Below are 21,673 nucleotides of genomic sequence, written 5' to 3'. Positions count from 1 at the left end.
TTCCGTCAGTGGGGGATGAAGACCCCCAACTGACGGAAGTTTCACTTTATTTAATGCTTTATTTTATATGAGAGTGCATGTGTAACAGCTGAAGGAGGAAGCAACATGGTACGCGAACAATTTCAATATGACTTACAAACATTACAGCAAAAGGTTATTGAACTAGGTGAATTAGCAAAACAAGCTCTTGAAATTGCAATGGAAGGGTTGCGCACAAGAGATGTAGAGAAGGCGATTGAGGTAATCGATGGTGATTACCGTATGGATAATTTGGAAGAAGAAGTTAATGATTTTGCATTAATGTTGATTACGAAACAACAGCCGGTTGCTAGTGATTTACGAAGAATTTTTGTTTCGATTAAAACGGCAACAGATTTGGAACGTATTGCAGATCACGCGGTAAATATCGCTAAGGCAACAATTCGTCTTGGAGAAAAAGAGATACCAGTCTCATTACAAAACCTTGAAAGTATGTTTAAAATTTCAATAGATATGTTACAAAATGTAATTCAAGCTTATAGAGAAGAAAACTTAACATATGCCAAAAAGATTGCTGAGATGGATGATGAAGTCGATGAACTGTATGGGAAAGCAATTCGTGAGTTTATTTCTTCTATTCCAAATAAGCCAGAGGCGATTGGACAAATCACACAGCTATCGTTTATTGCACGTTATATTGAACGAGTAGCAGATCATGGTACAAATATTGCAGAAAATGTTTTTTATCTTGTAAAAGGAAAGCATTATTTGTTAAATGAATAAAGTGAAAATTCTGTCAGTGGGGGGGGCTTACTGCCCGTTGGTGCGAGATAAAACTTATTACGAGAGGAATGCGAAAGCGTTCCTCTTTTTTTAGTCAAAATATTACAAAAAAGTATTATTGTTACTTTCTTGTTGCGGTGATAAGATGGATTATAATGCAATTTTAAGAAAACGCTTACTTTTATGATGCGTGGAAGTTTCACTTTACCCCGCTCAAACGGCTGGTAAGAAGTACAGGCAAGAAGAAAATCAAACCATCCGTAAGAGCCCGATTGGTTCAACTAACCTTTCATGAGAAGGGCGTTCATGAAAGGAAGTTTCACTTTATTCTTCTATATGAAGAGAAAAGAGGGATGTATGGAGCCTTTGCGTATTTTAATGTTGGCATGGGAATATCCCCCGATGATGGTAGGTGGTCTTGGAAGGCATGTGTATGAATTATCACGAGCTCTTGCATATTATGGACATGACGTGCATGTAGTAACTGTACACGAAGAGCAATGTACAACATATGAAAAGGTACATGGTGTACATGTACATCGTGTTTCAGTTGATTATCGTGAAAAGTATCATTTTTATGAGTGGATTGCTGCGTTAAACAAATCTATGCTTGCTTATACACAAGAGCTATGTAAAGGTTATGTGTTTGATGTAATTCATGCTCATGATTGGCTTGTTGCTATTTGTGCTATGGATTTACAAAAAAAGCAACAGTTAACTCTTGTTACGACAGTGCATGCAACGGAACATGGACGGAATAGCGGGATTTATACATCATTGCAATGGAAAATACATATGCATGAAAAAGAGCTAGTAAAAGAATCTAATGTTGTAATTGTTTGTAGTCAGTTTATGAAGAGTGAAGTTATGCGGAATTTCGAAATAAATAGTGAAGGCGTTATAGTACATCCGAATGGAATTGATTGTAATTTTTTTCATGCGGTTACGCCTTCACTAGAAATCACAAAGCGCTATCATTTATCGGATCGATTGGTTGTATTTTCAATTGGTCGTATTGTGAATGAGAAGGGTTTCTATACCATTATTGAGGCAGCACCACATATTACCCAGCGGTACCCGCAAGTTTTATTTATTATTGCAGGTCAAGGAACTATGTTAGAACAGTACCGTGCGGTTGTTCAGAGAAAAGGACTGCAACATTCTATTCTTTTTCTTGGTCATATTACGGAAGAAGAGCAACGAGCGTTTTTCCAAAGATGTGATGTATTGTTGATTCCAAGCTTGTATGAGCCTTTTGGAATTGTTGTGTTAGAAGGAATGCTCGCAAAGAAACCAGTTTTAGTTTCGCGTGTGGGCGGCCTGCAAGAGATTATTATAGAGGGTGTGAATGGATTTCTAATGAAAGCAGGCTGTGCGCAAAGTTTGAATGAGAAATTAATATGTATTATAGAGCAACCAGAAATTGCTCAGTGCGCAGCAAATAAAGGATATGAAGATGTTCTTGTTCACTATAATTGGAGTGAAATTGCAAGAGCGACCGCACATACGTATGAAAAAGCAGTTCAACATCATAAATGTGGAGGTTGAATGCCGATGAAGGGGGTTATTTTAGCTGGAGGGAAAGGGACGCGTTTACGTCCGTTAACATGTAACCTTCCAAAGCCCATGTTACCTCTACTACAAAAGCCAGTGATGGAATACAGTATTGAACTACTGAAACAGCATGGTATTCGCGAAATTGCTATTACTGTTCAATATATGAGTTCTGTTATTCAAAATTATTTTGGTGATGGTAGTAAGTGGGGAGTGAAACTATATTACTTTGAAGATACTCCTCCTCTCGGTACGGCGGGAAGTGTAAAACAAGCAGAGAAGTTTTTAGATGAGCCATTTGTTGTAATTAGCGGAGATGCACTAACAGATTTTCATTTATCTAAAGGAATTGATTTTCATAATAGTCATAGTGGAATCGTTACGATGTTTGTGAAAGAAGTAGTTAATCCATCATCTTATGGATTAGTTGTTACAAATCAGCATTATGAAATTATTAAATATATCGAAAAACCAAGTTGGAATGAAGTAATTTCTAATACAGTAAACACCGGTATTTATATCATGGACCCCGACATTTTTTCTTATATTACACCTCATACGTTTTTTGATTTTAGTCACCATGTATTTCCTTTATTAGAAAACAAAGAAGCAATGTATGGATATGTAGCGAATGGATATTGGCTTGATATTGGAACGTTTACTCAATATCGCCAAGCTCAATTTGACTTGCTTACGAAGAAAGTTCATGTACCTATTTCATATACAGAAGTGTTACCAATGGTATGGATTGGAGAAGATGTAACAATTGAAAAGGGAACAAAGATACACGGACCTGCTTTTATTGGTGAGGGAACAACAGTGAAAACAGGAGTTATTATTGAACCGTATTCTATTATTGGTAAGCATAGCTTAATTTCTGCATATACTCGCCTTAAAAAAAGTATTTTACTTGCTCATACGTATGTAGGAAAGCGATGCGAATTGATTGGAACTACAATTGGAGCCAGTACAATTATTGAAGATGGAGTTACTTTATTTGAAAAGAGTGTTGTGGCTGATCAGTGCCGAATTGGTCAGAATGCAGTGATTAAGACGAAAGGGAAAGTATGGCCAGAGAAGATAGTTGAGAGCAGTACAATTATTGCTTCATCTGGAATTACAGAACATGAAAATATTTCGTGTTTTTTGCAGAAAAGTCGTATTTGCGGTAGAAGTAATTTAGATATTACGCCACAAGTTGTCGTGAAATTGGCGATGGCATATGGTTCTTTATTAGCAGAAGGAGAAAGTTTGCTGATTGGTAGCAGTACACATGCAGAAGCACAAATGTTTAAACATATTTTTTTACATGCTGTTCATACAGTGGGAGTGCATACAATGGAATGCCAAGAAATGAATGAATCTTGCTTCCGATATGCAACCGAGCAAACAAATGTCGTTGGCGGAGTGTTTTTTTATAAGGGGCAAGATGAGAAACTTGTTATTCAATTTTATAATGGAGAAGGAATGGGATTAACGTATAAAAAGCAAAAAGAGATCGAAAATTTGTATATGGCAGAGTCATTTCGATATGTCGATTGTAAAAAAATTGGGAATGACGAAGTCATACATGTTTGTTCAGAAATGTATATTGAATCTGCTTTGGAATTAATAGATGTACCTGCTATAAAAAAACAACAATTTCATCTTCTTATAAATAAGTGGGATGAAATGTTTCAGCCTTTGCTATTCTCATTTTTACAGAAAATCGGCTGTACAGTAACGTGGATATATGCCACTGAGCAAAAAGAACACATCAAGTCATTAATGAAATCGAGCCAAGCGGATATGGCTATTATCTTTCGTGAGCAAGGGAACGAATTTGAATTATACGATGCTTATGGGAATATTTACAAAAATACAAATTGTGAAGAGATTGATATTCCTAATTTATTGTTTGAAAAAGACGAATGTTTCTATCCATTATCATTGAAATTAGGAGAATGTTATCTTCTTTTTTATATGCATAATGAGAATAAGAAGTTATTGCAAATGAGGTGGCAGCAAGATATTTTATTTCGAGTTGGTAAATTATTGGAGTTAATTGTTCTTCAAGGGAAAACATTGCCAGCGATGTTAGAGCAATACCCACCACTTTATTTATTGTGTGATGAAGTAGTTTGTTCATGGAATGAGAAAGGAAAAGTGTTAGGAATGTTGCTACGAGATATGGCGCAGCGAGAGTTTGAAGTATTAGAAGGAATTAAGTTTACACATGCAGAAGAAGAGTGGTCTTATATTGTTTCGGATGTAAATCAACCGAAATTTCTCGTGTATTCCCATGCAAGAAATCCAGTTATAGCAAAGGAGAATATGGATAATCTTATAGAAAAAATTAGACAATATCAAAAGGTGTAGAATTTTTGTTTTAAAAGTGTTATTATGGTATAGTCTGATTTAAGTTATTAGTGACTGGAGGGAAATAAGAATGCGTGTGAATATTACTCTAGCATGTACAGAATGCGGAGATCGTAACTATATCTCTAAGAAAAACAAACGTAACAACGCTGAGCGTCTTGAGCTTAAAAAATATTGCAAGCGTGACAAGAAGTCTACGTTACACCGCGAAACAAAGTAAGCAGTAGGAATATTTTCCTACTGTTTCTTTTGTATATAGGGGGAATTCAAAATGAAAGAAGAGAAAAAAAGATTACGAACAGAAATATTACAGCGTATGAATGCTTTATCAGAAGAACAGTATACGACTTTATCAGAAAAAATTGCAGATTCTCTATATAAACAACGAGAATGGATTGAGGCTAAAACAATTGGGATTACACTTTCTATGGAGCGCGAAGTAAATACATATGCAATTATTGAAAAAGCATGGGAAGAAGGAAAAGCAATTGTTGTTCCAAAATGTAATCGTGAAACGAGAACAATGACATTCCATCAAATTACAAGTTTTGAACAATTAGAAACCGTTTATATGAATTTACGAGAGCCAGATCCGTCTATGACAGAAGAGGTATTAGCAGAGGAGATAGATTTACTTCTTGTACCAGGTGTTGCCTTTACACGAAAAGGAGAGCGTGTAGGGTATGGCGGAGGATATTATGATCGTTATCTTGTGAACTATAAAAGGAAAACGCTATCATTAGTTTTTGATTTTCAAATTGTTTCTCATATTCCAGTTGAACCGTTTGATAAGACTGTACAGAAAATTATTACAGAAAAAGAAACGTTTTCTATTTTATAACTTATATAGGCAAATTATAAATTGACGATTCTTTTTTATGTTTATTATAATAAACTATGTGAACGTTTTCTTATTATGTTTTTATAGTAAGTAGACATTTAGAGGGTGAAAAAATGAAATCTATTTATGATATTCAACAATTATTAAAGCAATTTGGAACGATTATTTATACAGGAAATCGTGTTGCAGATTTACAATTAATGGGCGATGAGCTTCGTGAATTATATAAATCACAGCTTATTGAACCGAAAGATTATCAAACTGCCTTGTTTTTATTAAAGCAAGAAATTCAAAAAGAAATACATGTAGATACAAATTGAAAAAACAACTTTCTTAAGGCGGGCGAGAGCATCTGGCCATGCATAGAAGCGGTCAAATCCCTTTCCTGCCATGTGCCATACGAAAACAAAGAGAGAAAATGAGTGTAGATTACTTTTTGTTCTGTATAGCAGTGGTTTATATGTTGAGAAATTAAAATGTTTGATTAGCGAATGGCTGGAGAAACAGAGGAAAGAAGGAGAATGACATGGAAGAGAAATGGTTGGTTGGTGTTGATCTTGGTGGAACAACAATTAAATTAGCATTCATTAATATTTATGGTGAGTTTATACATAAATGGGAAATCCCAACGAATACAAGTGAACAAGGAAAACATATTACACTTGATATTGCAAAAGCAATTGATAAAAAGTTACAAGAATTAGGTGAGTTAAAAAGCAAACTGGCTGGAATTGGGATGGGTGCCCCGGGGCCGGTTCACGGTGCTTCTGGAATGATTTATGAAGCAGTAAACTTAGGGTGGAAAAACTATCCTCTTAAAGATTTATTAGAAGTAGAAACGGGTTTACCAGTTGTCGTTGATAATGATGCGAATATTGCAGCGCTTGGAGAAATGTGGAAGGGTGCTGGGGAAGGTTCAAAAGATATTATTTGTATGACGCTTGGAACGGGTGTTGGTGGCGGCGTTATCGTAAACGGTGAAATTGTCCATGGTGTAAGCGGAGCGGCTGGCGAAATTGGTCATATTACAGTTGTAACGGAAAATGGTTTTGCTTGTAACTGTGGAAAATCAGGATGCTTAGAAACAGTTTCTTCTGCAACTGGTATTGTACGGGTTGCAATGCAAAACATGCAGGAAACAGATGAGGATAGTGTATTACGTAGGGTGTTAGAACAAGAAGGACAGATTACATCTAAAGATGTGTTTGACGCACTTGCACAAGGTGATGCATTAGCAAAAACGGTAGTCGAAAAGGTTGCTTCGTATTTAGGGCTAGCAGTAGCAAATTTATCTAGTACATTAAATCCAGAGAAAATTGTTATTGGCGGTGGTGTATCAAAAGCAGGTGATGCATTGTTACAACCAATTCAACGTTATTTTGAACAATATGCATTTTCACGTGCTGTTAAAAGTACAAAACTAGCAATTGCGACACTTGGTAATGATGCTGGGGTAATTGGCGGAGCATGGCTTGTGAAAAAGTATATTTGTGAAGCAAAGTAATAAAATAAAGCTTTATCCCGCATTAACGGGCAGTAAGACCCCCACCTCAAGATTCAGAGAAAGCATTGTCCAGCTCTAGCGGCTAGAATCTCCGGTCGTTTCGCCCCCTCAGACGAGGCAAAAAGCACCTCTTTGTCAGGGGCGTGGGCGTCCTACGATTCTGAGCGAGCCGCTTCCGCCTTTCTAAAGAAGATAGGTGGGGGATAACTGCCCGTAAAAGCCCGATTGGTGAGGGCTTTCCATCAGTGGGAGATGAAAAAAACTCTCCACTGATGGAAGTTTCACTTTATATTTGTAGAAGATGAGCAAGAAAAGAAAAAGGAAGGGAAAACCCTTCCTTTTTCATATGCTAGAAATCATGATGTATGTAGAGATTGTAAACAATTGCTTAATGTGTTGGTGGATAGCCATTGTTTAGCACTGTCATGACTGTAAACCACCCGAAAACAAGTACAGTTGCAAGGGAAAAGCCTCCAGCAAGAAGGTTCTTGTCTCGCAACGTTTTAAGAGAAGAGTATACAGCTAACAGAGTGACTAACGCAAAAATAATAACAAGACCCATACATATCCTCCTCTACTCTCTCGTTTTTTGTCTGAGTTTTTGTAATATTTTTTCATTTTTTATTGTACATGTTTTCTATATAGTTGTCGAGGTATCGTTTCGTTTCTTATAAGAAGAAAATGTTGTATGATGAAAGTGAGTGTCATGACTGGAGGAGATTAAGGATGAATTGGATTCAAATGCCATTAGGACCACTACAAACAAATGCATATATTTTAAGTAACGATCAAAAAGAATGTATTATTTTTGACCCAGGTAATGAAGGAGAAAAACTTATAAATTATGTAAAACAAGAACAATTAAAACCATTAGCTATTTTATTAACACATGCACATTTCGATCATATTGGTGCAGTGGATGAAGTACGTACTGCTTTTCAAGTTCCAGTATATGTTCATCAAGAAGAAGCGGATTGGTTAGGAGATGCTACTGTTAATGGTTCACAAATTTTTATGATGAATCGTAGTATTACGGCAAAACCTGCGGATCACATCATTGAGGGAGAAGGAACATTAACAATTGGTTCGTTTACGTTTGATATGTTTGAAACGCCGGGGCATTCACCAGGAAGTATGTCGTACTATTGCAAAGAGGCAAACGCTGTAGTTTCAGGGGATGTTTTATTTCAAATGAGCATTGGGCGCACTGATTTACCAGGAGGTAGCTTCCAAGAATTAATCATGAGTATTGAGGAGAAGTTATTTGTATTACCCGATGATACAAGCGTGTTATGTGGGCATGGTTCAGAAACAACCATAGGCTTTGAAAAAGAAAATAATCCATTTTTACAATAAGGGGAACGGCGATGAAGCACGTTCTAAAACAAGCGATGGAAAAAGAAAAAGACCAGTCTATTTCTTATAGTACATATATGAGCCTTGCTTTATATGACGTAAATAACGGCTATTATATGAAAGAACGTGAAAAAATTGGCAGGCAAGGAGACTTCTTTACAAGTAGTAATGTGTCCTCTGTTTACGCAAAAACATTTGCTCATTTTTTTATTCGGCTTGTAAAAGGAGAAGTTATTTCACCCCATATATGTGAAATTGGTGGTGGAACAGGGAGGTTTGCATACGATGTGTTGCAAGAGTGGCAAACGATATCCCCTGAAACGTTTGTAAACATGCAATATTCTATTATAGAAGTGAGTCCATTTCATAGAAGGTTGCAAAAACAGCAGCTTATTTCTTTTGCAAACGTTTCGCAATATGCATCCTATGATGAATTGGATGCCGCTTTTACAGGAATTGTTTTTTCAAACGAGTTGTTTGATGCGTTTCCTGTTGAAGTAATTGAGAAGCGGGAAGGCGTGTTATATGAAGTACGCATAAAGTATAACAGTGAAGGCGGACTTATTGAAGTATTGCGCCCGTTAGATGATGAACAGATTATAAGCTATTTACAAAGACACCAAATTCAATTGTATGAAGGACAGCGATTTGAAGTACCATTACAAATGAATGTTTATGTAAAACAGCTCACAAGATGGTTACAAGAAGGCTTACTTATAACAATCGATTATGGATATACAAATGAAGAATGGATGCACCCAGCTCGTCGTGAAGGAAGTTTACGAAGTTATTATGAGCATCAAATGATTCGTAACCCTCTTCAATTTCCAGGAGAGATGGATATAACAACTCATATTCATTGGGATTCATTGAAGATTGCCTGCGAAGAACAAGGCTTACAAACAGTATGGCATACGAAACAAAGAGAATTTTTGCTTGCCGCAGGAATTTTAGAACAACTTGTTAATCATGAAGATCGTAACCCATTTTCTGATAATCAAAAGAAAAACCGTGCGATTCATTCTATGATTTTACAAGGTGGAATAAGCGATGCTTTTGATGTTGTCATTCAGCAAAAAGGGTTGCCTCAATTTAATTTAGATCATTATTTGCATATCTTTTCATAAAACAAGGCGCAGTATAAAATACTGCGCCTCATTTTATAGGTAAATACGACATTTTGTTTAGGAGTATGTTTATATTTCACCTCATGATATATATTTATATTAAAGATATGAGATGAAAAATACATACATAATACACCTTTTGTTTATTTGAATGCACCTAACCTAGTAATACACGAACTAATTGGATAATTGTTTCATTTTCTACTTTGTAGTAAATTTCCAATCCTTTTCTTTCACTTGAAACAATTTTAGCGCTTTTTAACTTCGCTAAATGCTGAGAAATTGTAGATTGGGGCATGTTTAAGCCTGTATACATTGTAGAAACGTTACTTGGCCCTCGCTCAATCAATCCTTTTACAATACATAAACGAACTGGATGAGCAAGTACTTTTAATAATTCCGCATTGTTTTCATATAATTCTAATTCCTGTTGAAAGGTTTCTAACATCTTTTCTCCACCTCCATGTGTGCTTATTATACCCATACTATACATAACAAAATTCTAAACCAAAGAGAATAGTTGTTGCAAAAAAAATGCTCTAAAGTAAAGAAATTGTAAGAAAAGAGACCGTGATGTAAATAAATTGGGTAAATCTAGACATATTTCCATTAAGATAAACCAGTGCTTATAGATTGCAATAATGAATATTTTTGTTCTCGATAAAAAAACGTTTACATTTATATTACAATTTTACCATATTTTATTTTTCTTTCAATAATGAAAATGAAAAAATTTTTCGATAATTTAAGAGGAGTTGTATATCTTAATCTGGAAATTAATAGAGATAGAAAGAAGGGATAATCATGAGAATAGAATTTTTAGGAACAGGCGGTGCTACACCAACTCCAAGGCCAGGGAGTTATAGCAAAGTAAGTAAAGAAGCGAGAGAGGAAGGTTTACCATATAGTAGAATGGGACCAAGTGTTTTTATTCACGATCTCAGCTTATTAATTGATACTCCAGAGGAAATACGCTTGCAATTGGAGCGATCTCAAATTTTGAAAGTAGAAGCCGGGATATACTCTCATTGGCACCCAGACCATACAATGGGCCGGAGAATTTGGGAAACGATGGCGTTTGAAACGAACAAAGGTTGGGGCACTGCAGTATATGTACCAGAGCAAGTAGCGGAAGATATGAAACAATTTTTAGGATCGTGGGACCATCTGCAATTTATGCAGCAGCAAAGATGGATTGATTTAATTGTATTACGAGATGGGCAATCCTTCGTGAAAAATAAAGTAAAAGTTACGCCATTTCGTTTATATGAACAATATGTCTATGCATTCTTATTAGAAGAAAAAGAAAAGCGAGTACTTATTGCCATGGATGAATTATATAAATGGGAGCCACCTACTCATTTAATTGGTAACTTAGATGTAGCTATTTTACCGATGGGAATTGCTGAGTTTGATTGGAAGACGAAAGAGCAAATAAGAGACCGTGCCTTTATTGAACGCATACGCGAGGCGACGTTTGAAGATACGCTAGAAGTGGCGAAACGATTACGAGCAAAACATACAATTATTACGCACATTGAAGAAGTAGACAATCTCGGATATGACGAATTGAAAGAAATTGAAGCTGAATTACGAGCAAAAGGTATGAATATAACGTTTGCTTACGATACGATGAAAATCGATGTATAGCGGGGAAAAATACATGGCTGTAACAAAAGGGAATCTATATGGAAACACAGCTAGATTTTATGATTTAGAAGAAAGGAAAGATTGTGGGGAATTATCATTTTATCTTGAAAGAGCTTCTAAATTATCAGGTGATATTTTAGAAATTGCTTGTGGGACAGGAAGAATTACTTTGCCCTTAGCTCAAGCGGGTTTTTCGGTATGGGGAATTGATTTATCCGAATATATGCTACATTTACTTAAAGAAAAGCTACACACACTGTCTAATGAAATTCAGAAGAATGTTCATCTTCAACAAGCAAGTATGACGAATTTTGTTATGAATAAGAGCTATAATTTAATTTTAATTCCGGGTATTTCATATCAAGCACTTCTCAAAAAAGAAGACCAAATAGAATGTTTAAAAACAGTGTATCACCATCTTAAAGCTGATGGAGAATTTATTTTCAATGTATTTCGCCCTTTTAAGCAATTAGATGAAACTTGGATTCAACCTGAAAAGATTCAATGGGAGAAGATAGATCCGCAAACAGGAAGTACAATTCAAAAATCTCATATTGCCAAAGCAATTGATGTGGAACATCAAATTATTTACCCTGAATATATATTTCGGATTACACATGAGAACGGAACAAAAGAAGAATTAAGAGAACAGTTGTCTCTAAAATATTACTACTATGAACAAATAACGGATATGATTCAGGCTGCTGGCTTTACAATCGCTGAGCAATATGGGAATTATGATGGTAGCTCTATTGAAGATGGGGCAGAGATGATTTTTGTTTGTAAGAAGTAAAAAGGAGAATTTGCTTAAGGCTAGATGAACTTTCATCTTCTATTTCCACTAACGAGAATTATGTGAGAAAAGTTCCTTCAGTCTTCTGAAGGAACTTTTGAGTCGATAATTCTTTTTCAAAAGACCAATACTTACTGTTTTCATTTTTTAGCAAGTAAATTCCTGTTATGCAGAAAAAAACATGACCGCTACTATGCGGGGCTAGATGCCCTCGCCCGCCTAAAAAGAAAAAGGTTTTTATGTCGGTTTTTTAATTTGTATTTATATAATTCTCTAGTTGACTCCTTTTTTTAGAGATAACGACTTCTTCTACATACGTAAGCGCATGCTCAAAGTCCGCAATTAAATCATCTGCGTTTTCTAATCCAACAGATAAGCGCAGCAGTGCATTTGAAATTCCTCGTTTTTCACGTTCTGCTTGTGACATCGCAGCGTGTGACATTTTTGCTGGATACGAAAGAATCGATTCAACAGCTCCTAAACTAACTGCGAATACGGGAAGTTGAATGTGTGCTAGAAATTGTCGTAATGCATTTTCAGATTCTAGTGTAAAGGAAAGGACCGCTCCTGCTGATTTTGCTTGATTGTGCTGCGTTTCATATCCGGGGTGTGATGGTAACCCAGGATAATAGATATCTTTAATTTTGGGATGCTGCTGTAAATAACAGGCGATTTTTTCAGCGTTTCGTGAAGAGTGCTCTAAGCGAACGTGCAATGTTTTTAAACCGCGAAGGACAAGGGAGCAATCTTGTGGTCCTAATATAGCTCCAAAAGAATTTTGTAAAAATCCCACTTTTTGTGCGAGTTCTTCATCTTTTACGATTGCTAATCCGGCAGTAACATCACTATGACCTGCAAGAAATTTTGTTGCGCTATGGAGAACGATATCAGCCCCAAGTTCTATTGGTTTTTGGTAAAGGGGTGTTAAAAATGTATTATCAACAAAAGTGAGTGCATGGGCAGATTTTGCAAGTTCACAAACGGCTCTAATATTTGTTACTTTTAATAATGGATTTGACGGTGTTTCAACGTAAAAAACTTTTGTATTGGGACGAATATTTTGTTCTACCTCTTCTAAATTTGTCATGTCAACGAATGTGTGTGAAACGCCGTAACGAGAGAGAACTTCCGTTATAATTCGGTATGTACCTCCGTACACGTCTTCAGAAATAAGGACATGGTCTCCTTGAGATAAAAGAAGAAAAGCAGTTGAAATAGCAGCCATGCCAGATGAAAAGGCAAATCCTTTGCTTCCGCCTTCTAGTAAAGCGATTAGTTCCTCGAGAGCTTCGCGTGTTGGATTTCCAGAACGACTATAATCATATTTTCCAAATGAATCTACATCAAATTGATGAAATGTAGATGTATTGTAAACAGGAACATTTACAGCACCTGTTTGTTTGTCATGCTTAAAACGATTATGAAGTAAAAGCGTATCTAGGGAATAACTCATATTCTCACTCCTTCTTTTACTTGTTTTAAAGTTTGCTGTAAGTCTTGAATTAAATCATCTTGGTTTTCAATTCCTACGGAGAAGCGCAGCAGACGATTACAAACGCCTCGTGCTATGCGAATATCTTCTGGTATATCGGCATGTGTTTGTGTTGCGGGGTATGTAATAAAGCTTTCTACACCGCCAAGACTTTCTGCAAACGTAATAAGAGAAAGCGATTGTAAGAATGGATCAATCCACGCTTCTTCTCGTAGTTTAAAAGAGATCATACCGCCTTTTCCTGGATAATACACATCGGTTATGGCTTCTTCTTCTTGTAAATAGGAAACAATTGCTTTTGCGTTCTCTTCATGCTGCCTCATGCGCAGCGCTAATGTTTTCATGCCGCGTATTAAAAGCCAAGAATCAAATGGATTTAACACCGCTCCAGATGCATTGTGATAGTAAGCGAGTTCTTCGCATAATTTTGCCCCTTTTGCAACAACGAGTCCGCTTAATACATCATTATGACCGCCTAAATACTTTGTAGCGCTATGCAGGACAATGTCGGCACCTGTTGTTAATGGTTGTTGCAAATAGGGTGTGTAAAATGTGTTATCGACAATAAGGAGCAAGTCGTGACGTTTTGCAATGGCAGCAACTGCGGCAATGTCCATTATTTGCATAAGTGGATTTGTTGGTGTTTCTATGAAAATGGCTTTTGTTTTCGGTGAAATTGCTTTTTCAATTTCTTCTATATGTTGTGTATCTATATATCTACATCGAACATCCCATTTTTGCTCGTGTTCTGTAAATAACCGATATGTTCCGCCGTATAAATCTTCAGATACAATTAGTTCGTCACCAGAGCGAAATAGTGAAAGGACAAGAAGAACAGCAGCCATTCCTGAGCTACAGGCATAGCCTTGCTCGCCATGTTCTAAGTCAGCGATCGCGCGTTCTAATAGAAGGCGTGTTGGGTTTCCAGTTCGGGAATAATCAAACCCTGTTGACTTTCCAATTCCTTCGTGGCGATAAGCAGTGGAAAAGTAAACGGGTGGGTTGACCGCTCCAGTTATTGTTTCACTGCGATTTCCAATTTGGGCAAGCTTTGTTTCCATTGTAGACATAATAGAATTCCTCCCTAGTACAAAATAAAAAAGCCTTCTAAGAAGAAGGCTTATATACGGGAAATATAGTCTTCTTCTTATCTGTCAAATCAGTTCTCAATTTGCTGGAATTAGCACCTTATTAACAAATAAAAAGCTTGTTAATGGTTGCTGAGGCGTCATTGGGCCAGTCCCTCGACCTCTCTCGATAAGAATTCGAAATATGAAGTTTTTGATTATGTTTTTTACTTTACAACAAATTTAGAAAGAAACGCAACTATATTTTGAATAATTTTATTTTTCTTTATTTTCATTGACTTTCGTATTTTAACATGCTAAATTAGTGAAAAAATTAACAAAGATTGTTAATAAGTGAACGGATAATGTTTACTTTTTGTAATTATAATCGAATGAAACTCTTATTAAGAGTGGTGGAGGGAAAGGCCCTGTGAAACCCAGCAACCTTCAAGCAATATGTTTGAAACGGTGCTAAGACCTGCAGAACAAATTGTTCTGAATGATAAGAGGAGGATAAAATGCTGTCCCCCTCTTCTCAATGAAGAGGGGGTTTTTTATATAAATACAAATTAAAAAACGACATAAAAACCCCCACTGATTAAAGTTTCACTTTATATATATTGAAAAGAAGAGAGGGAGACATGTGAAACTACTAGATTTATTGCAAAGAGGAATTGTGATTGGGGACGGAGCGATGGGAACATTGTTGTATTCTCATGGTTTACAAAGCTGCTTTGAAGAATTGAATTTATCTGAGCCGGAACGGATTATTTCGATTCATAAACAATATGTTGCCGCAGGGGCAGATGTCATTCAAACCAATACATACGGAGCAAATGAAGGGAAACTTCGTATGTACGGTCTTGAGGATCGCGTAAGGAAAATTAACCGCGCTGCTGTAAGACATGCAAAAGAAGCGGTGACAGAAAAGAATGCAATCGTAGGAACAATCGGTGGAATGAAACATATTGGAGCAGTTACAACCACGGATATGGAGCGTGAATTTATGCTCTTAGAGCAAGCAAATGCCCTGCTAGAAGAAAGTGTTGATGGGTTATTACTAGAAACATTTTACGATGAATTTGAATTACTTCATGCAGTAAAAGTATTACGAAAGCAAACCAATGTCCCTCTTATTGCGCAGCTTGCCCTTCATGAAGCTGGTACAACACAAAATGGAAATAGTGTAGATGATGTATTGAAGCAGCTTATAGAGTATGGTGCAAATGTGGTTGGATTAAATTGTCAGTTAGGGCCGCTTCATATGATTGAATCTTTTAAGACGATAGAAATTCCTAAATATAGTTATTTATCTGCGTATCCAAATGCTGGTCTTCCTAAATATGTAGAGGGCCGTTACGTATACGAAGGAAGCCCGGCTTATTTTGAAGAAATGGCGCCGGAATTTATTAAGCAAGGCGTTAGGCTGCTTGGGGGGTGTTGCGGTACAACTCCTTCTCATATCGAAGCGATGAAGCGAGCACTTGAAAATGAGCATCCTGTAACAGCTAAAGAAGTTGTAAAGCGAGCTGAAGTAATAGCAAAGCAGCGTGTAAATACAGTAGATCGAATTACATTAGCAGAAAAAGCGAAAAAGGAAACGACAGTGATTGTTGAGCTAGATCCACCCAAAACGTTGGATACGCAGAGATTTTTTGAAGGAGCTAAGGCGTTGAAGCGTACAGGAGCAGATGCCATTACGTTAGCTGATAATTCTTTAGCGTCGCCTCGCGTATCAAATATGGCAATGGGAGCGTTATTAACAAAGCACGATATCCCTATATTAATTCATTTAACGTGCCGTGATCATAATGTGATTGGGCTGCAGTCTCATTTACTAGGATTAGCAGCGCTCGGCATGGAGGAAATATTAGCATTAACTGGAGATCCTGCGAGGGTTGGTGATTTTCCTGGTGCAACATCTGTATATGACCTTTCTTCTATAGAACTCATTAAAATGATTAAAGAAATGAACAATGGCCGGTCTATCTTAGGAAAAACAATAGGAGCAGCTACCCGTTTTTCGGTTGGTGGGGCTTTTAATCCACATGTAAGACATATCGAGGCAGCTGTAAAACGTATGGAGAAAAAAATTGCAGCTGGTGCTGAGTATTTTTTAACACAGCCCATTTATGATGCAGCAGTCATTCGAAACGTGTATGAAGCGACGAAGCATATCGAACACCCAATTTTTATTGGGATTATGCCGCTTGTAAGTAAACGAAATGCAGACTTTTTACATTTTGAGGTGCCAGGCATTACCCTTCCAGAAGAAGTGAGAAGGCGTATGGACGGACATAAAACATCAGAAGAAGCAGTGGCAGAAGGAATTCGTATATCTAAAGAATTAATTGATGCTGCGATGGAGTTATTCAATGGTATTTATTTAATTACACCATTTTTAAAATATGAAGTGACAGAAACGCTTGTTCAGTATATTCAAGCAAGGAAAGAGCAGAAAGAAGGAATGAATATATGAGACCAATCGAGGAAAGATTACAGCAAGAAATTTTAATATTAGATGGTGCAATGGGAACGATGATTCAACAAGAAAACCTTTCGGCTGCAGATTTTGGAGGAGAAGAATATGAGGGCTGTAATGAATATTTAGTAAAAACTCGGCCAGACGTTATTTTATATATTCATAAAGAGTATATTGAAGCAGGAGCAGATATTATTGAAACGAACACATTTGGTGCAACGAACATTGTACTCAGTGATTATAACCTTTCTCACTTAGATGAGGAGTTGAATGAACGGGCTGCCAGGTTAGCGAAACAGGCTGTCAAGGAGAGCGGCAAAGAAGTATATGTAGCCGGTGCAATGGGTCCGACGACAAAAGCGATTAGTGTCACGGGTGGCGTTACTTTTCATGAGCTTATTGAGGCATACACGAGACAGGCGCGCGGTTTACTGCGCGGCGGTGTAGATCTGTTACTTGTAGAAACAAGTCAGGACATGCGAAATGTAAAAGCAGCCTGTTTAGGAATTGAAAAAGCATTTATTGAGACAGAGAAAAAAGTTTCGCTTATGATTTCCGGAACAATTGAACCGATGGGAACGACGTTAGCTGGGCAAACAATTGAAGCATTCTACTTATCGGTAGAGCATATGAATCCATTATCGGTTGGGTTAAACTGTGCAACAGGACCAGAGTTTATGAGAGAACATATTCGTTCACTTGCAGAGTTATCTGAGTGTTATATCTCTTGTTATCCAAATGCTGGACTTCCAGATGAAGACGGTCATTATCATGAATCTCCGCAGTCCCTTGCCCATAAAGTGAAACAGTTTGCAGAAGAAGGCTGGGTGAATATTGTTGGCGGTTGCTGCGGGACAACGCCGGCACATATTCGTGCGATGAAAGAGGCATTATTATCATTTGAACCGCGTGTGAAACGAGAAAGAAAAGGACATGGAATTAGCGGACTTGAAGCGCTGCAATATGAAGATTCTATGCGCCCGTTATTCGTTGGGGAGCGCACGAATGTAATTGGCTCACGCAAATTTAAACGTCTTGTTGCAGAAGGGAATTTTGAAGAGGCAGCAGAAGTAGCAAGGGCACAAGTAAAGAAAAATGCCCATATTATTGATATTTGTATGGCAGACCCAGACCGTGATGAAATAGAAGATATGGAGAATTTCCTGCAAGCTGCGACGAAAGTATTAAAGGTGCCAATTATGATTGATTCGACTGATGAGAAAGTGATGAATCGAGCTCTTACTTATTTGCAAGGAAAAGGGGTGATTAACTCTATTAACTTAGAAAATGGAGAAGAGCGTTTTGAAAAAGTGATTCCACTTATTAAACAGTACGGATCGGCTATTGTTGTGGGAACAATTGATGAAGTTGGTATGGCGGTAACAGCTGAGCGGAAGCTTGAAATTGCTAAAAGAAGTTATGAGCTATTAACAATAAAATATGGAGTGCGTCCGTCAGATATTATTTTTGACGCACTTGTCTTTCCTGTTGGAACAGGTGATGAAGAATACATCGGTTCAGCTGCCGCGACAATTGAAGGCATTCGGCTCATAAAAGAAGAGATGCCTGAATGTTTAACGATATTAGGTGTAAGTAATATTTCATTTGGTTTACCGCTAGCAGGGCGCGAAGTATTAAATTCCGTCTTTTTATATCATGCGACAAAGGCTGGTTTAGATTATGCAATTGTGAATACTGAAAAGCTAGAGCGTTATGCTTCTATTTCTGAAGAAGAAAAGGCATTGGCGAATGCACTTTTGTTTGAGACGACAAAAGAAACGTTAGAGGAATTTACAAATTTTTATCGAAATGTGAGGCAAAAAGAAGTTGTAGCAGCTGAAACGTTAACACTTGATGAGCGGTTATCTCATTATATTGTAGAAGGGACAAAGCAGGGATTACATGTTGATTTACAAGAGGCACTAGATGAAGGAAGAAAGCCGCTTGACATTATTAACGGACCACTTATGGCAGGCATGGATGAAGTGGGACGTTTATTTAATAATAATGAGCTTATTGTTGCAGAAGTGCTGCAAAGTGCGGAAAGTATGAAAGCGGCCGTTTCGTATTTAGAGCCGTATATGGAGGCAAGTGATAGTGCGAAGAAAGGGAAAGTATTACTTGCGACAGTAAAAGGTGATGTGCATGACATCGGTAAAAATTTAGTAGAAATTATTTTATCAAATAATGGATATGACATTGTAAACCTCGGTATTAATGTGCGATCTGATCGTATTATTCAAGAGGTAAAAGAACAAAAACCAGATATTATTGGCTTATCAGGCTTACTTGTTAAATCCGCGCAGCAAATGGTAACAACAGCAGAAGACTTAAAAGCGGCAAATATTGATGTTCCTATTGTTGTAGGAGGTGCCGCGCTGACTCGGAAATTCACAGAAACGCGGATTTCTCCTTCTTATCAAGGACTTGTCCTATATGCAAGCGATGCGATGACAGGATTAGATCTTATCAATCGTTTGCAGCAAGAAGAGGAACGAGAAAAAATGCTTGAGGAAAAAGCGAAGCGTCACTTACATGTTGTTGTACAAGAAGAGAAGAAGGTAGTAGAGGTACCGATTCCAATTGAAAAATTGCCGCCAGTACCAGTAATCGTACCGCATTCTACAAAACGTGTCGTTCTTCGGGATATTTCAGTAGCACATCTTTCTCCGTTTTTAAATCGGCAAATGTTAATTGGACATCACTTAGGTTTAAAAGGGAATGTGAAAAAGTTGCTACAAGAAGGAGATGGAAGGGCTCATGAACTGAACGACTTAATCGATGAATTGCTTCGCGGGGAAGAATCATGGTTACGTCCGAGCGCTGTATATCAATTCTTTCCTGCACAAAGTGAAAATCAAGATATTTTAATTTATGATCCAGAAGATCAAGATCGTGTGCTAGAGCGTTTTACATTTCCAAGACAAGGAAAAGCACCGCATCGCACGCTTGGTGATTACTTGCGCTCGGTTGGAGATGAGATGGATTATGTTGCTTTTTTAGCTGTAACAGTTGGGAAAGGTGTTCGTGCCGTTGCAGAAAAGTGGAAAGAACAAGGCGATTATTTGCGTAGCCATGCGATTCAATCACTTGCGCTGGAACTTGCAGAAGGGCTAGCTGAAAAAACGCATATGCTCATCCGTGATCGCTGGGGATTTCCAGATTCACCAAATATGACGATGGAAGAGCGGTTCCGGACAAAGTATCAAGGAATTCGCGTTTCTTTTGGCTATCCTGCGTGTCCAGAACTTGCTGATCAAGAAAAGTTATTCCGGTTGCTTCGCCCTGAAGAAATTGGAATTTCCTTAACGGAAGGGTTTATGATGGAACCAGAGGCTTCTGTATCGGCTATGGTGTTTGCTCATCCAGAAGCGCGTTATTTCAGTGTGTTATAATTAAAAGTAAAACTTTTACTAAAAGGAGACATAGACATACTGTGAAGACGATTATATTTACAGGTGGGGGTTCTGCGGGTCACGTTACGCCGAACTTAGCGCTTATACCACATTTTCAAAAGAGCGGTTGGAAGGTGTGTTATATTGGTTCACATAATGGAATCGAAAAGACGATTATTGAAAAAGAAGGGGTTCCTTATTATGGAATAGCGAGCGGAAAGCTTCGCCGTTATTTTGATTTAAAAAATATAAAAGACCCCTTTCTTGTTATGAAAGGGGTTATGGATGCGTATTTCCTTATTCGAAAGTTAAAACCGGATGTTATTTTTTCAAAAGGCGGCTTTGTGTCTGTACCAGTTGTAATTGGAGCGTGGCTAAACCGTGTTCCTGTTTTTTTACACGAGTCTGATATGACGCCTGGACTTGCAAATAAAATTGCTCTTCGCTTTGCTTCGAAAATATTTGTTACGTTTGAAGAAGCGAAAAAACATTTACCGAAAGAAAAAACAGTATTTACTGGTTCACCTGTGCGAGAAGAGGTATTGCAGGGAAGTCGAAACAAAGGACTGCAATTTTTACGATTCACTGCATCAAAACCAGTTATTACGGTTATGGGAGGCAGCTTAGGAGCACGGCGCATTAATGAAGCAGTACGCGGTGCATTACCGAACCTCCTGCAAAACTATCAAATTGTTCATTTGTGCGGGAAAGGAAATATTGACGAAAAACTTGAGAATACGCCGGGATACAAGCAGTTTGAATATGTTCACGATGAACTTCCTGATATATTAGCGGCAACTGATATTGTCATTTCTCGTGCAGGATCCAATGCGATTTTCGAGTTTTTAACATTACAAAAGCCAATGTTATTAATTCCTCTTCCAAAATCTGCGAGCCGAGGGGATCAAATTTTAAACGGACAGTCTTTTGAAAAACAGGGATATGGACGTGTGTTATTTGAAGAAGACATAACAGAAACTTTGCTAATTGAATATGTAGAAGAACTGTATAAAAATCGTTTGCAGTATAAAAGATCGATGCAGCAATATAGCGGCCAAGAGGCCTTGCAAACGATTATTGATTATGTAACGAAAGCATGATTTCTATGAAATCATGCTTTTCCGCCTTTTTTTTCATAAAGTAACGGAGTAGTTATGAATTTTTTCTGATATTCTCTTAAAAAATGAATAAACTAATATTATGATGTAGTTAATTGGTAATAAAACCAATTATAGGTGTATTTCTATTTAACGTAACTACTCAGTTACTATGTAAAAAGGGAGAAAAGTCTT

General features: G+C 37.3%; 18 protein-coding genes and 2 riboswitches. Of the genes, 14 read left to right on the top strand and 4 right to left on the bottom strand.

Annotated features, from left to right (window positions below; genetic code table 11):
* The first annotated feature begins 105 nt into the window (after positions 1–105).
* The 7 genes from phoU (at position 106) to ACIGHG_RS10150 (ending at position 7,019) form a co-directional block, all read left to right on the top strand.
* Positions 106–762 carry a phosphate signaling complex protein PhoU gene (phoU, locus tag ACIGHG_RS10180; protein ID WP_336471233.1) on the top strand — a complete coding sequence of 219 codons (657 nt, stop codon included), beginning with the start codon at positions 106–108 and terminating at the stop codon, positions 760–762.
* A gap of 336 nt (positions 763–1,098) precedes the next feature.
* Positions 1,099–2,310, top strand: a complete 1,212-nt coding sequence (locus tag ACIGHG_RS10175; RefSeq protein ID WP_396548348.1) for a glycosyltransferase family 4 protein — start codon at positions 1,099–1,101, stop codon at positions 2,308–2,310.
* A gap of 6 nt (positions 2,311–2,316) precedes the next feature.
* Positions 2,317–4,674, top strand: a complete 2,358-nt coding sequence (locus ACIGHG_RS10170; protein ID WP_336471235.1) for a sugar phosphate nucleotidyltransferase — start codon at positions 2,317–2,319, stop codon at positions 4,672–4,674.
* Positions 4,675–4,744: 70 nt separating this feature from the next.
* Complete coding sequence (gene rpmG, locus ACIGHG_RS10165) at positions 4,745–4,894, top strand: 50S ribosomal protein L33 (RefSeq protein ID WP_012095458.1); 150 nt, start codon at positions 4,745–4,747, stop codon at positions 4,892–4,894.
* Between the two features lie 51 nt (positions 4,895–4,945).
* Positions 4,946–5,515, top strand: a complete 570-nt coding sequence (locus ACIGHG_RS10160; protein ID WP_336471236.1) for a 5-formyltetrahydrofolate cyclo-ligase — start codon at positions 4,946–4,948, stop codon at positions 5,513–5,515.
* 113 nt (positions 5,516–5,628) lie between these two features.
* Positions 5,629–5,835 carry a YqgQ family protein gene (locus tag ACIGHG_RS10155; RefSeq protein WP_336471237.1) on the top strand — a complete coding sequence of 69 codons (207 nt, stop codon included), beginning with the start codon at positions 5,629–5,631 and terminating at the stop codon, positions 5,833–5,835.
* A 206-nt stretch (positions 5,836–6,041) separates the two neighbouring features.
* Entirely contained in the window at positions 6,042–7,019 is a 978-nt protein-coding gene (locus ACIGHG_RS10150; protein ID WP_396548345.1) for an ROK family glucokinase, read from the top strand.
* Positions 7,020–7,407: 388 nt separating this feature from the next.
* Here the strand turns inward: ACIGHG_RS10150 and ACIGHG_RS10145 are convergent, their stop codons facing one another.
* Positions 7,408–7,581 (bottom strand): DUF2759 domain-containing protein, encoded by a 174-nt coding sequence (locus ACIGHG_RS10145; RefSeq protein WP_090913764.1) that lies wholly within the window; start codon positions 7,579–7,581, stop codon positions 7,408–7,410.
* Positions 7,582–7,745: 164 nt separating this feature from the next.
* Between ACIGHG_RS10145 and ACIGHG_RS10140 the strand changes: the two genes are divergently transcribed.
* Both ACIGHG_RS10140 and ACIGHG_RS10135 read left to right on the top strand, forming a co-directional pair.
* Positions 7,746–8,375: an MBL fold metallo-hydrolase gene (locus ACIGHG_RS10140; RefSeq protein WP_336471239.1), complete on the top strand. Its 630-nt coding sequence runs from the start codon at positions 7,746–7,748 to the stop codon at positions 8,373–8,375.
* A gap of 11 nt (positions 8,376–8,386) precedes the next feature.
* Positions 8,387–9,502 carry a class I SAM-dependent methyltransferase gene (locus ACIGHG_RS10135; RefSeq protein WP_336471240.1) on the top strand — a complete coding sequence of 372 codons (1,116 nt, stop codon included), beginning with the start codon at positions 8,387–8,389 and terminating at the stop codon, positions 9,500–9,502.
* 157 nt (positions 9,503–9,659) lie between these two features.
* Here the strand turns inward: ACIGHG_RS10135 and ACIGHG_RS10130 are convergent, their stop codons facing one another.
* The gene (locus ACIGHG_RS10130) at positions 9,660–9,950 is read right to left on the bottom strand and encodes an ArsR/SmtB family transcription factor (protein ID WP_020062633.1); all 291 of its coding nucleotides are present in this window, start codon (positions 9,948–9,950) and stop codon (positions 9,660–9,662) included.
* Positions 9,951–10,306: 356 nt separating this feature from the next.
* On the opposite strand from ACIGHG_RS10130, the gene ACIGHG_RS10125 reads away from it, so the two are divergent.
* Both ACIGHG_RS10125 and ACIGHG_RS10120 read left to right on the top strand, forming a co-directional pair.
* Complete coding sequence (locus ACIGHG_RS10125) at positions 10,307–11,152, top strand: MBL fold metallo-hydrolase (protein WP_336471241.1); 846 nt, start codon at positions 10,307–10,309, stop codon at positions 11,150–11,152.
* Between the two features lie 13 nt (positions 11,153–11,165).
* The gene (locus ACIGHG_RS10120; protein ID WP_336471242.1) at positions 11,166–11,945 is read left to right on the top strand and encodes a class I SAM-dependent methyltransferase; all 780 of its coding nucleotides are present in this window, start codon (positions 11,166–11,168) and stop codon (positions 11,943–11,945) included.
* Positions 11,946–12,195: 250 nt separating this feature from the next.
* Here the strand turns inward: ACIGHG_RS10120 and metC are convergent, their stop codons facing one another.
* A complete protein-coding gene (gene metC, locus ACIGHG_RS10115; RefSeq protein WP_396548341.1) occupies positions 12,196–13,398 on the bottom strand; it encodes a cystathionine beta-lyase in 1,203 nt (400 codons plus the stop codon).
* The gene (locus tag ACIGHG_RS10110; RefSeq protein ID WP_336471244.1) at positions 13,395–14,507 is read right to left on the bottom strand and encodes a methionine biosynthesis PLP-dependent protein; all 1,113 of its coding nucleotides are present in this window, start codon (positions 14,505–14,507) and stop codon (positions 13,395–13,397) included. The genes metC and ACIGHG_RS10110 overlap by 4 nt, the downstream gene beginning before the upstream one ends.
* A 74-nt stretch (positions 14,508–14,581) precedes the next feature.
* Positions 14,582–14,701: riboswitch (SAM riboswitch) on the bottom strand.
* 201 nt (positions 14,702–14,902) lie between these two features.
* Positions 14,903–15,013, top strand: a riboswitch (SAM riboswitch).
* Between the two features lie 134 nt (positions 15,014–15,147).
* On the opposite strand from ACIGHG_RS10110, the gene ACIGHG_RS10105 reads away from it, so the two are divergent.
* Genes ACIGHG_RS10105 through ACIGHG_RS10095 form a run of 3 tightly spaced genes read left to right on the top strand, consistent with a single transcriptional unit; the run spans position 15,148 to position 21,481 of the window.
* A complete protein-coding gene (locus ACIGHG_RS10105) occupies positions 15,148–16,983 on the top strand; it encodes a bifunctional homocysteine S-methyltransferase/methylenetetrahydrofolate reductase (RefSeq protein ID WP_396548339.1) in 1,836 nt (611 codons plus the stop codon).
* Positions 16,980–20,381, top strand: coding sequence for a methionine synthase (metH, locus tag ACIGHG_RS10100; RefSeq protein WP_396548337.1), 3,402 nt, complete (start codon positions 16,980–16,982; stop codon positions 20,379–20,381). Before ACIGHG_RS10105 ends, metH begins: the two co-directional genes overlap by 4 nt.
* Positions 20,382–20,422: 41 nt before the next feature.
* Positions 20,423–21,481: an undecaprenyldiphospho-muramoylpentapeptide beta-N-acetylglucosaminyltransferase gene (locus ACIGHG_RS10095; protein WP_396548335.1), complete on the top strand. Its 1,059-nt coding sequence runs from the start codon at positions 20,423–20,425 to the stop codon at positions 21,479–21,481.
* Positions 21,482–21,673: the final 192 nt, after the last annotated feature.

Origin of the sequence: Bacillus sp. NPDC077411 (genome assembly GCF_044543425.1) — a bacterium.
Taxonomy (GTDB): Bacteria; Bacillota; Bacilli; order Bacillales; family Bacillaceae_G; genus Bacillus_A; species Bacillus_A bruguierae.
The sequence above is the reverse complement of the archived record's forward strand: the minus strand, read 5'-3'. Positions and strand labels throughout refer to the sequence as shown.

What these genes read in the sequence shown, in the direction of transcription:
- metC (WP_396548341.1), bottom strand. Translation starts at nt 13,398, where the DNA reads ATGAGTTATTCCCTAGATACGCTTTTACTTCATAATCGTTTTAAGCAT.
- ACIGHG_RS10130 (WP_020062633.1), bottom strand. Translation starts at nt 9,950, where the DNA reads ATGTTAGAAACCTTTCAACAGGAATTAGAATTATATGAAAACAATGCG.
- rpmG (WP_012095458.1), top strand. Translation starts at nt 4,745, where the DNA reads ATGCGTGTGAATATTACTCTAGCATGTACAGAATGCGGAGATCGTAAC.
- ACIGHG_RS10145 (WP_090913764.1), bottom strand. Translation starts at nt 7,581, where the DNA reads ATGGGTCTTGTTATTATTTTTGCGTTAGTCACTCTGTTAGCTGTATAC.
- ACIGHG_RS10135 (WP_336471240.1), top strand. Translation starts at nt 8,387, where the DNA reads ATGAAGCACGTTCTAAAACAAGCGATGGAAAAAGAAAAAGACCAGTCT.
- ACIGHG_RS10170 (WP_336471235.1), top strand. Translation starts at nt 2,317, where the DNA reads ATGAAGGGGGTTATTTTAGCTGGAGGGAAAGGGACGCGTTTACGTCCG.
- phoU (WP_336471233.1), top strand. Translation starts at nt 106, where the DNA reads ATGGTACGCGAACAATTTCAATATGACTTACAAACATTACAGCAAAAG.
- ACIGHG_RS10175 (WP_396548348.1), top strand. Translation starts at nt 1,099, where the DNA reads ATGAAGAGAAAAGAGGGATGTATGGAGCCTTTGCGTATTTTAATGTTG.
- ACIGHG_RS10125 (WP_336471241.1), top strand. Translation starts at nt 10,307, where the DNA reads ATGAGAATAGAATTTTTAGGAACAGGCGGTGCTACACCAACTCCAAGG.
- ACIGHG_RS10140 (WP_336471239.1), top strand. Translation starts at nt 7,746, where the DNA reads ATGAATTGGATTCAAATGCCATTAGGACCACTACAAACAAATGCATAT.
- ACIGHG_RS10120 (WP_336471242.1), top strand. Translation starts at nt 11,166, where the DNA reads ATGGCTGTAACAAAAGGGAATCTATATGGAAACACAGCTAGATTTTAT.
- ACIGHG_RS10150 (WP_396548345.1), top strand. Translation starts at nt 6,042, where the DNA reads ATGGAAGAGAAATGGTTGGTTGGTGTTGATCTTGGTGGAACAACAATT.
- ACIGHG_RS10160 (WP_336471236.1), top strand. Translation starts at nt 4,946, where the DNA reads ATGAAAGAAGAGAAAAAAAGATTACGAACAGAAATATTACAGCGTATG.
- ACIGHG_RS10110 (WP_336471244.1), bottom strand. Translation starts at nt 14,507, where the DNA reads ATGTCTACAATGGAAACAAAGCTTGCCCAAATTGGAAATCGCAGTGAA.
- metH (WP_396548337.1), top strand. Translation starts at nt 16,980, where the DNA reads ATGAGACCAATCGAGGAAAGATTACAGCAAGAAATTTTAATATTAGAT.
- ACIGHG_RS10155 (WP_336471237.1), top strand. Translation starts at nt 5,629, where the DNA reads ATGAAATCTATTTATGATATTCAACAATTATTAAAGCAATTTGGAACG.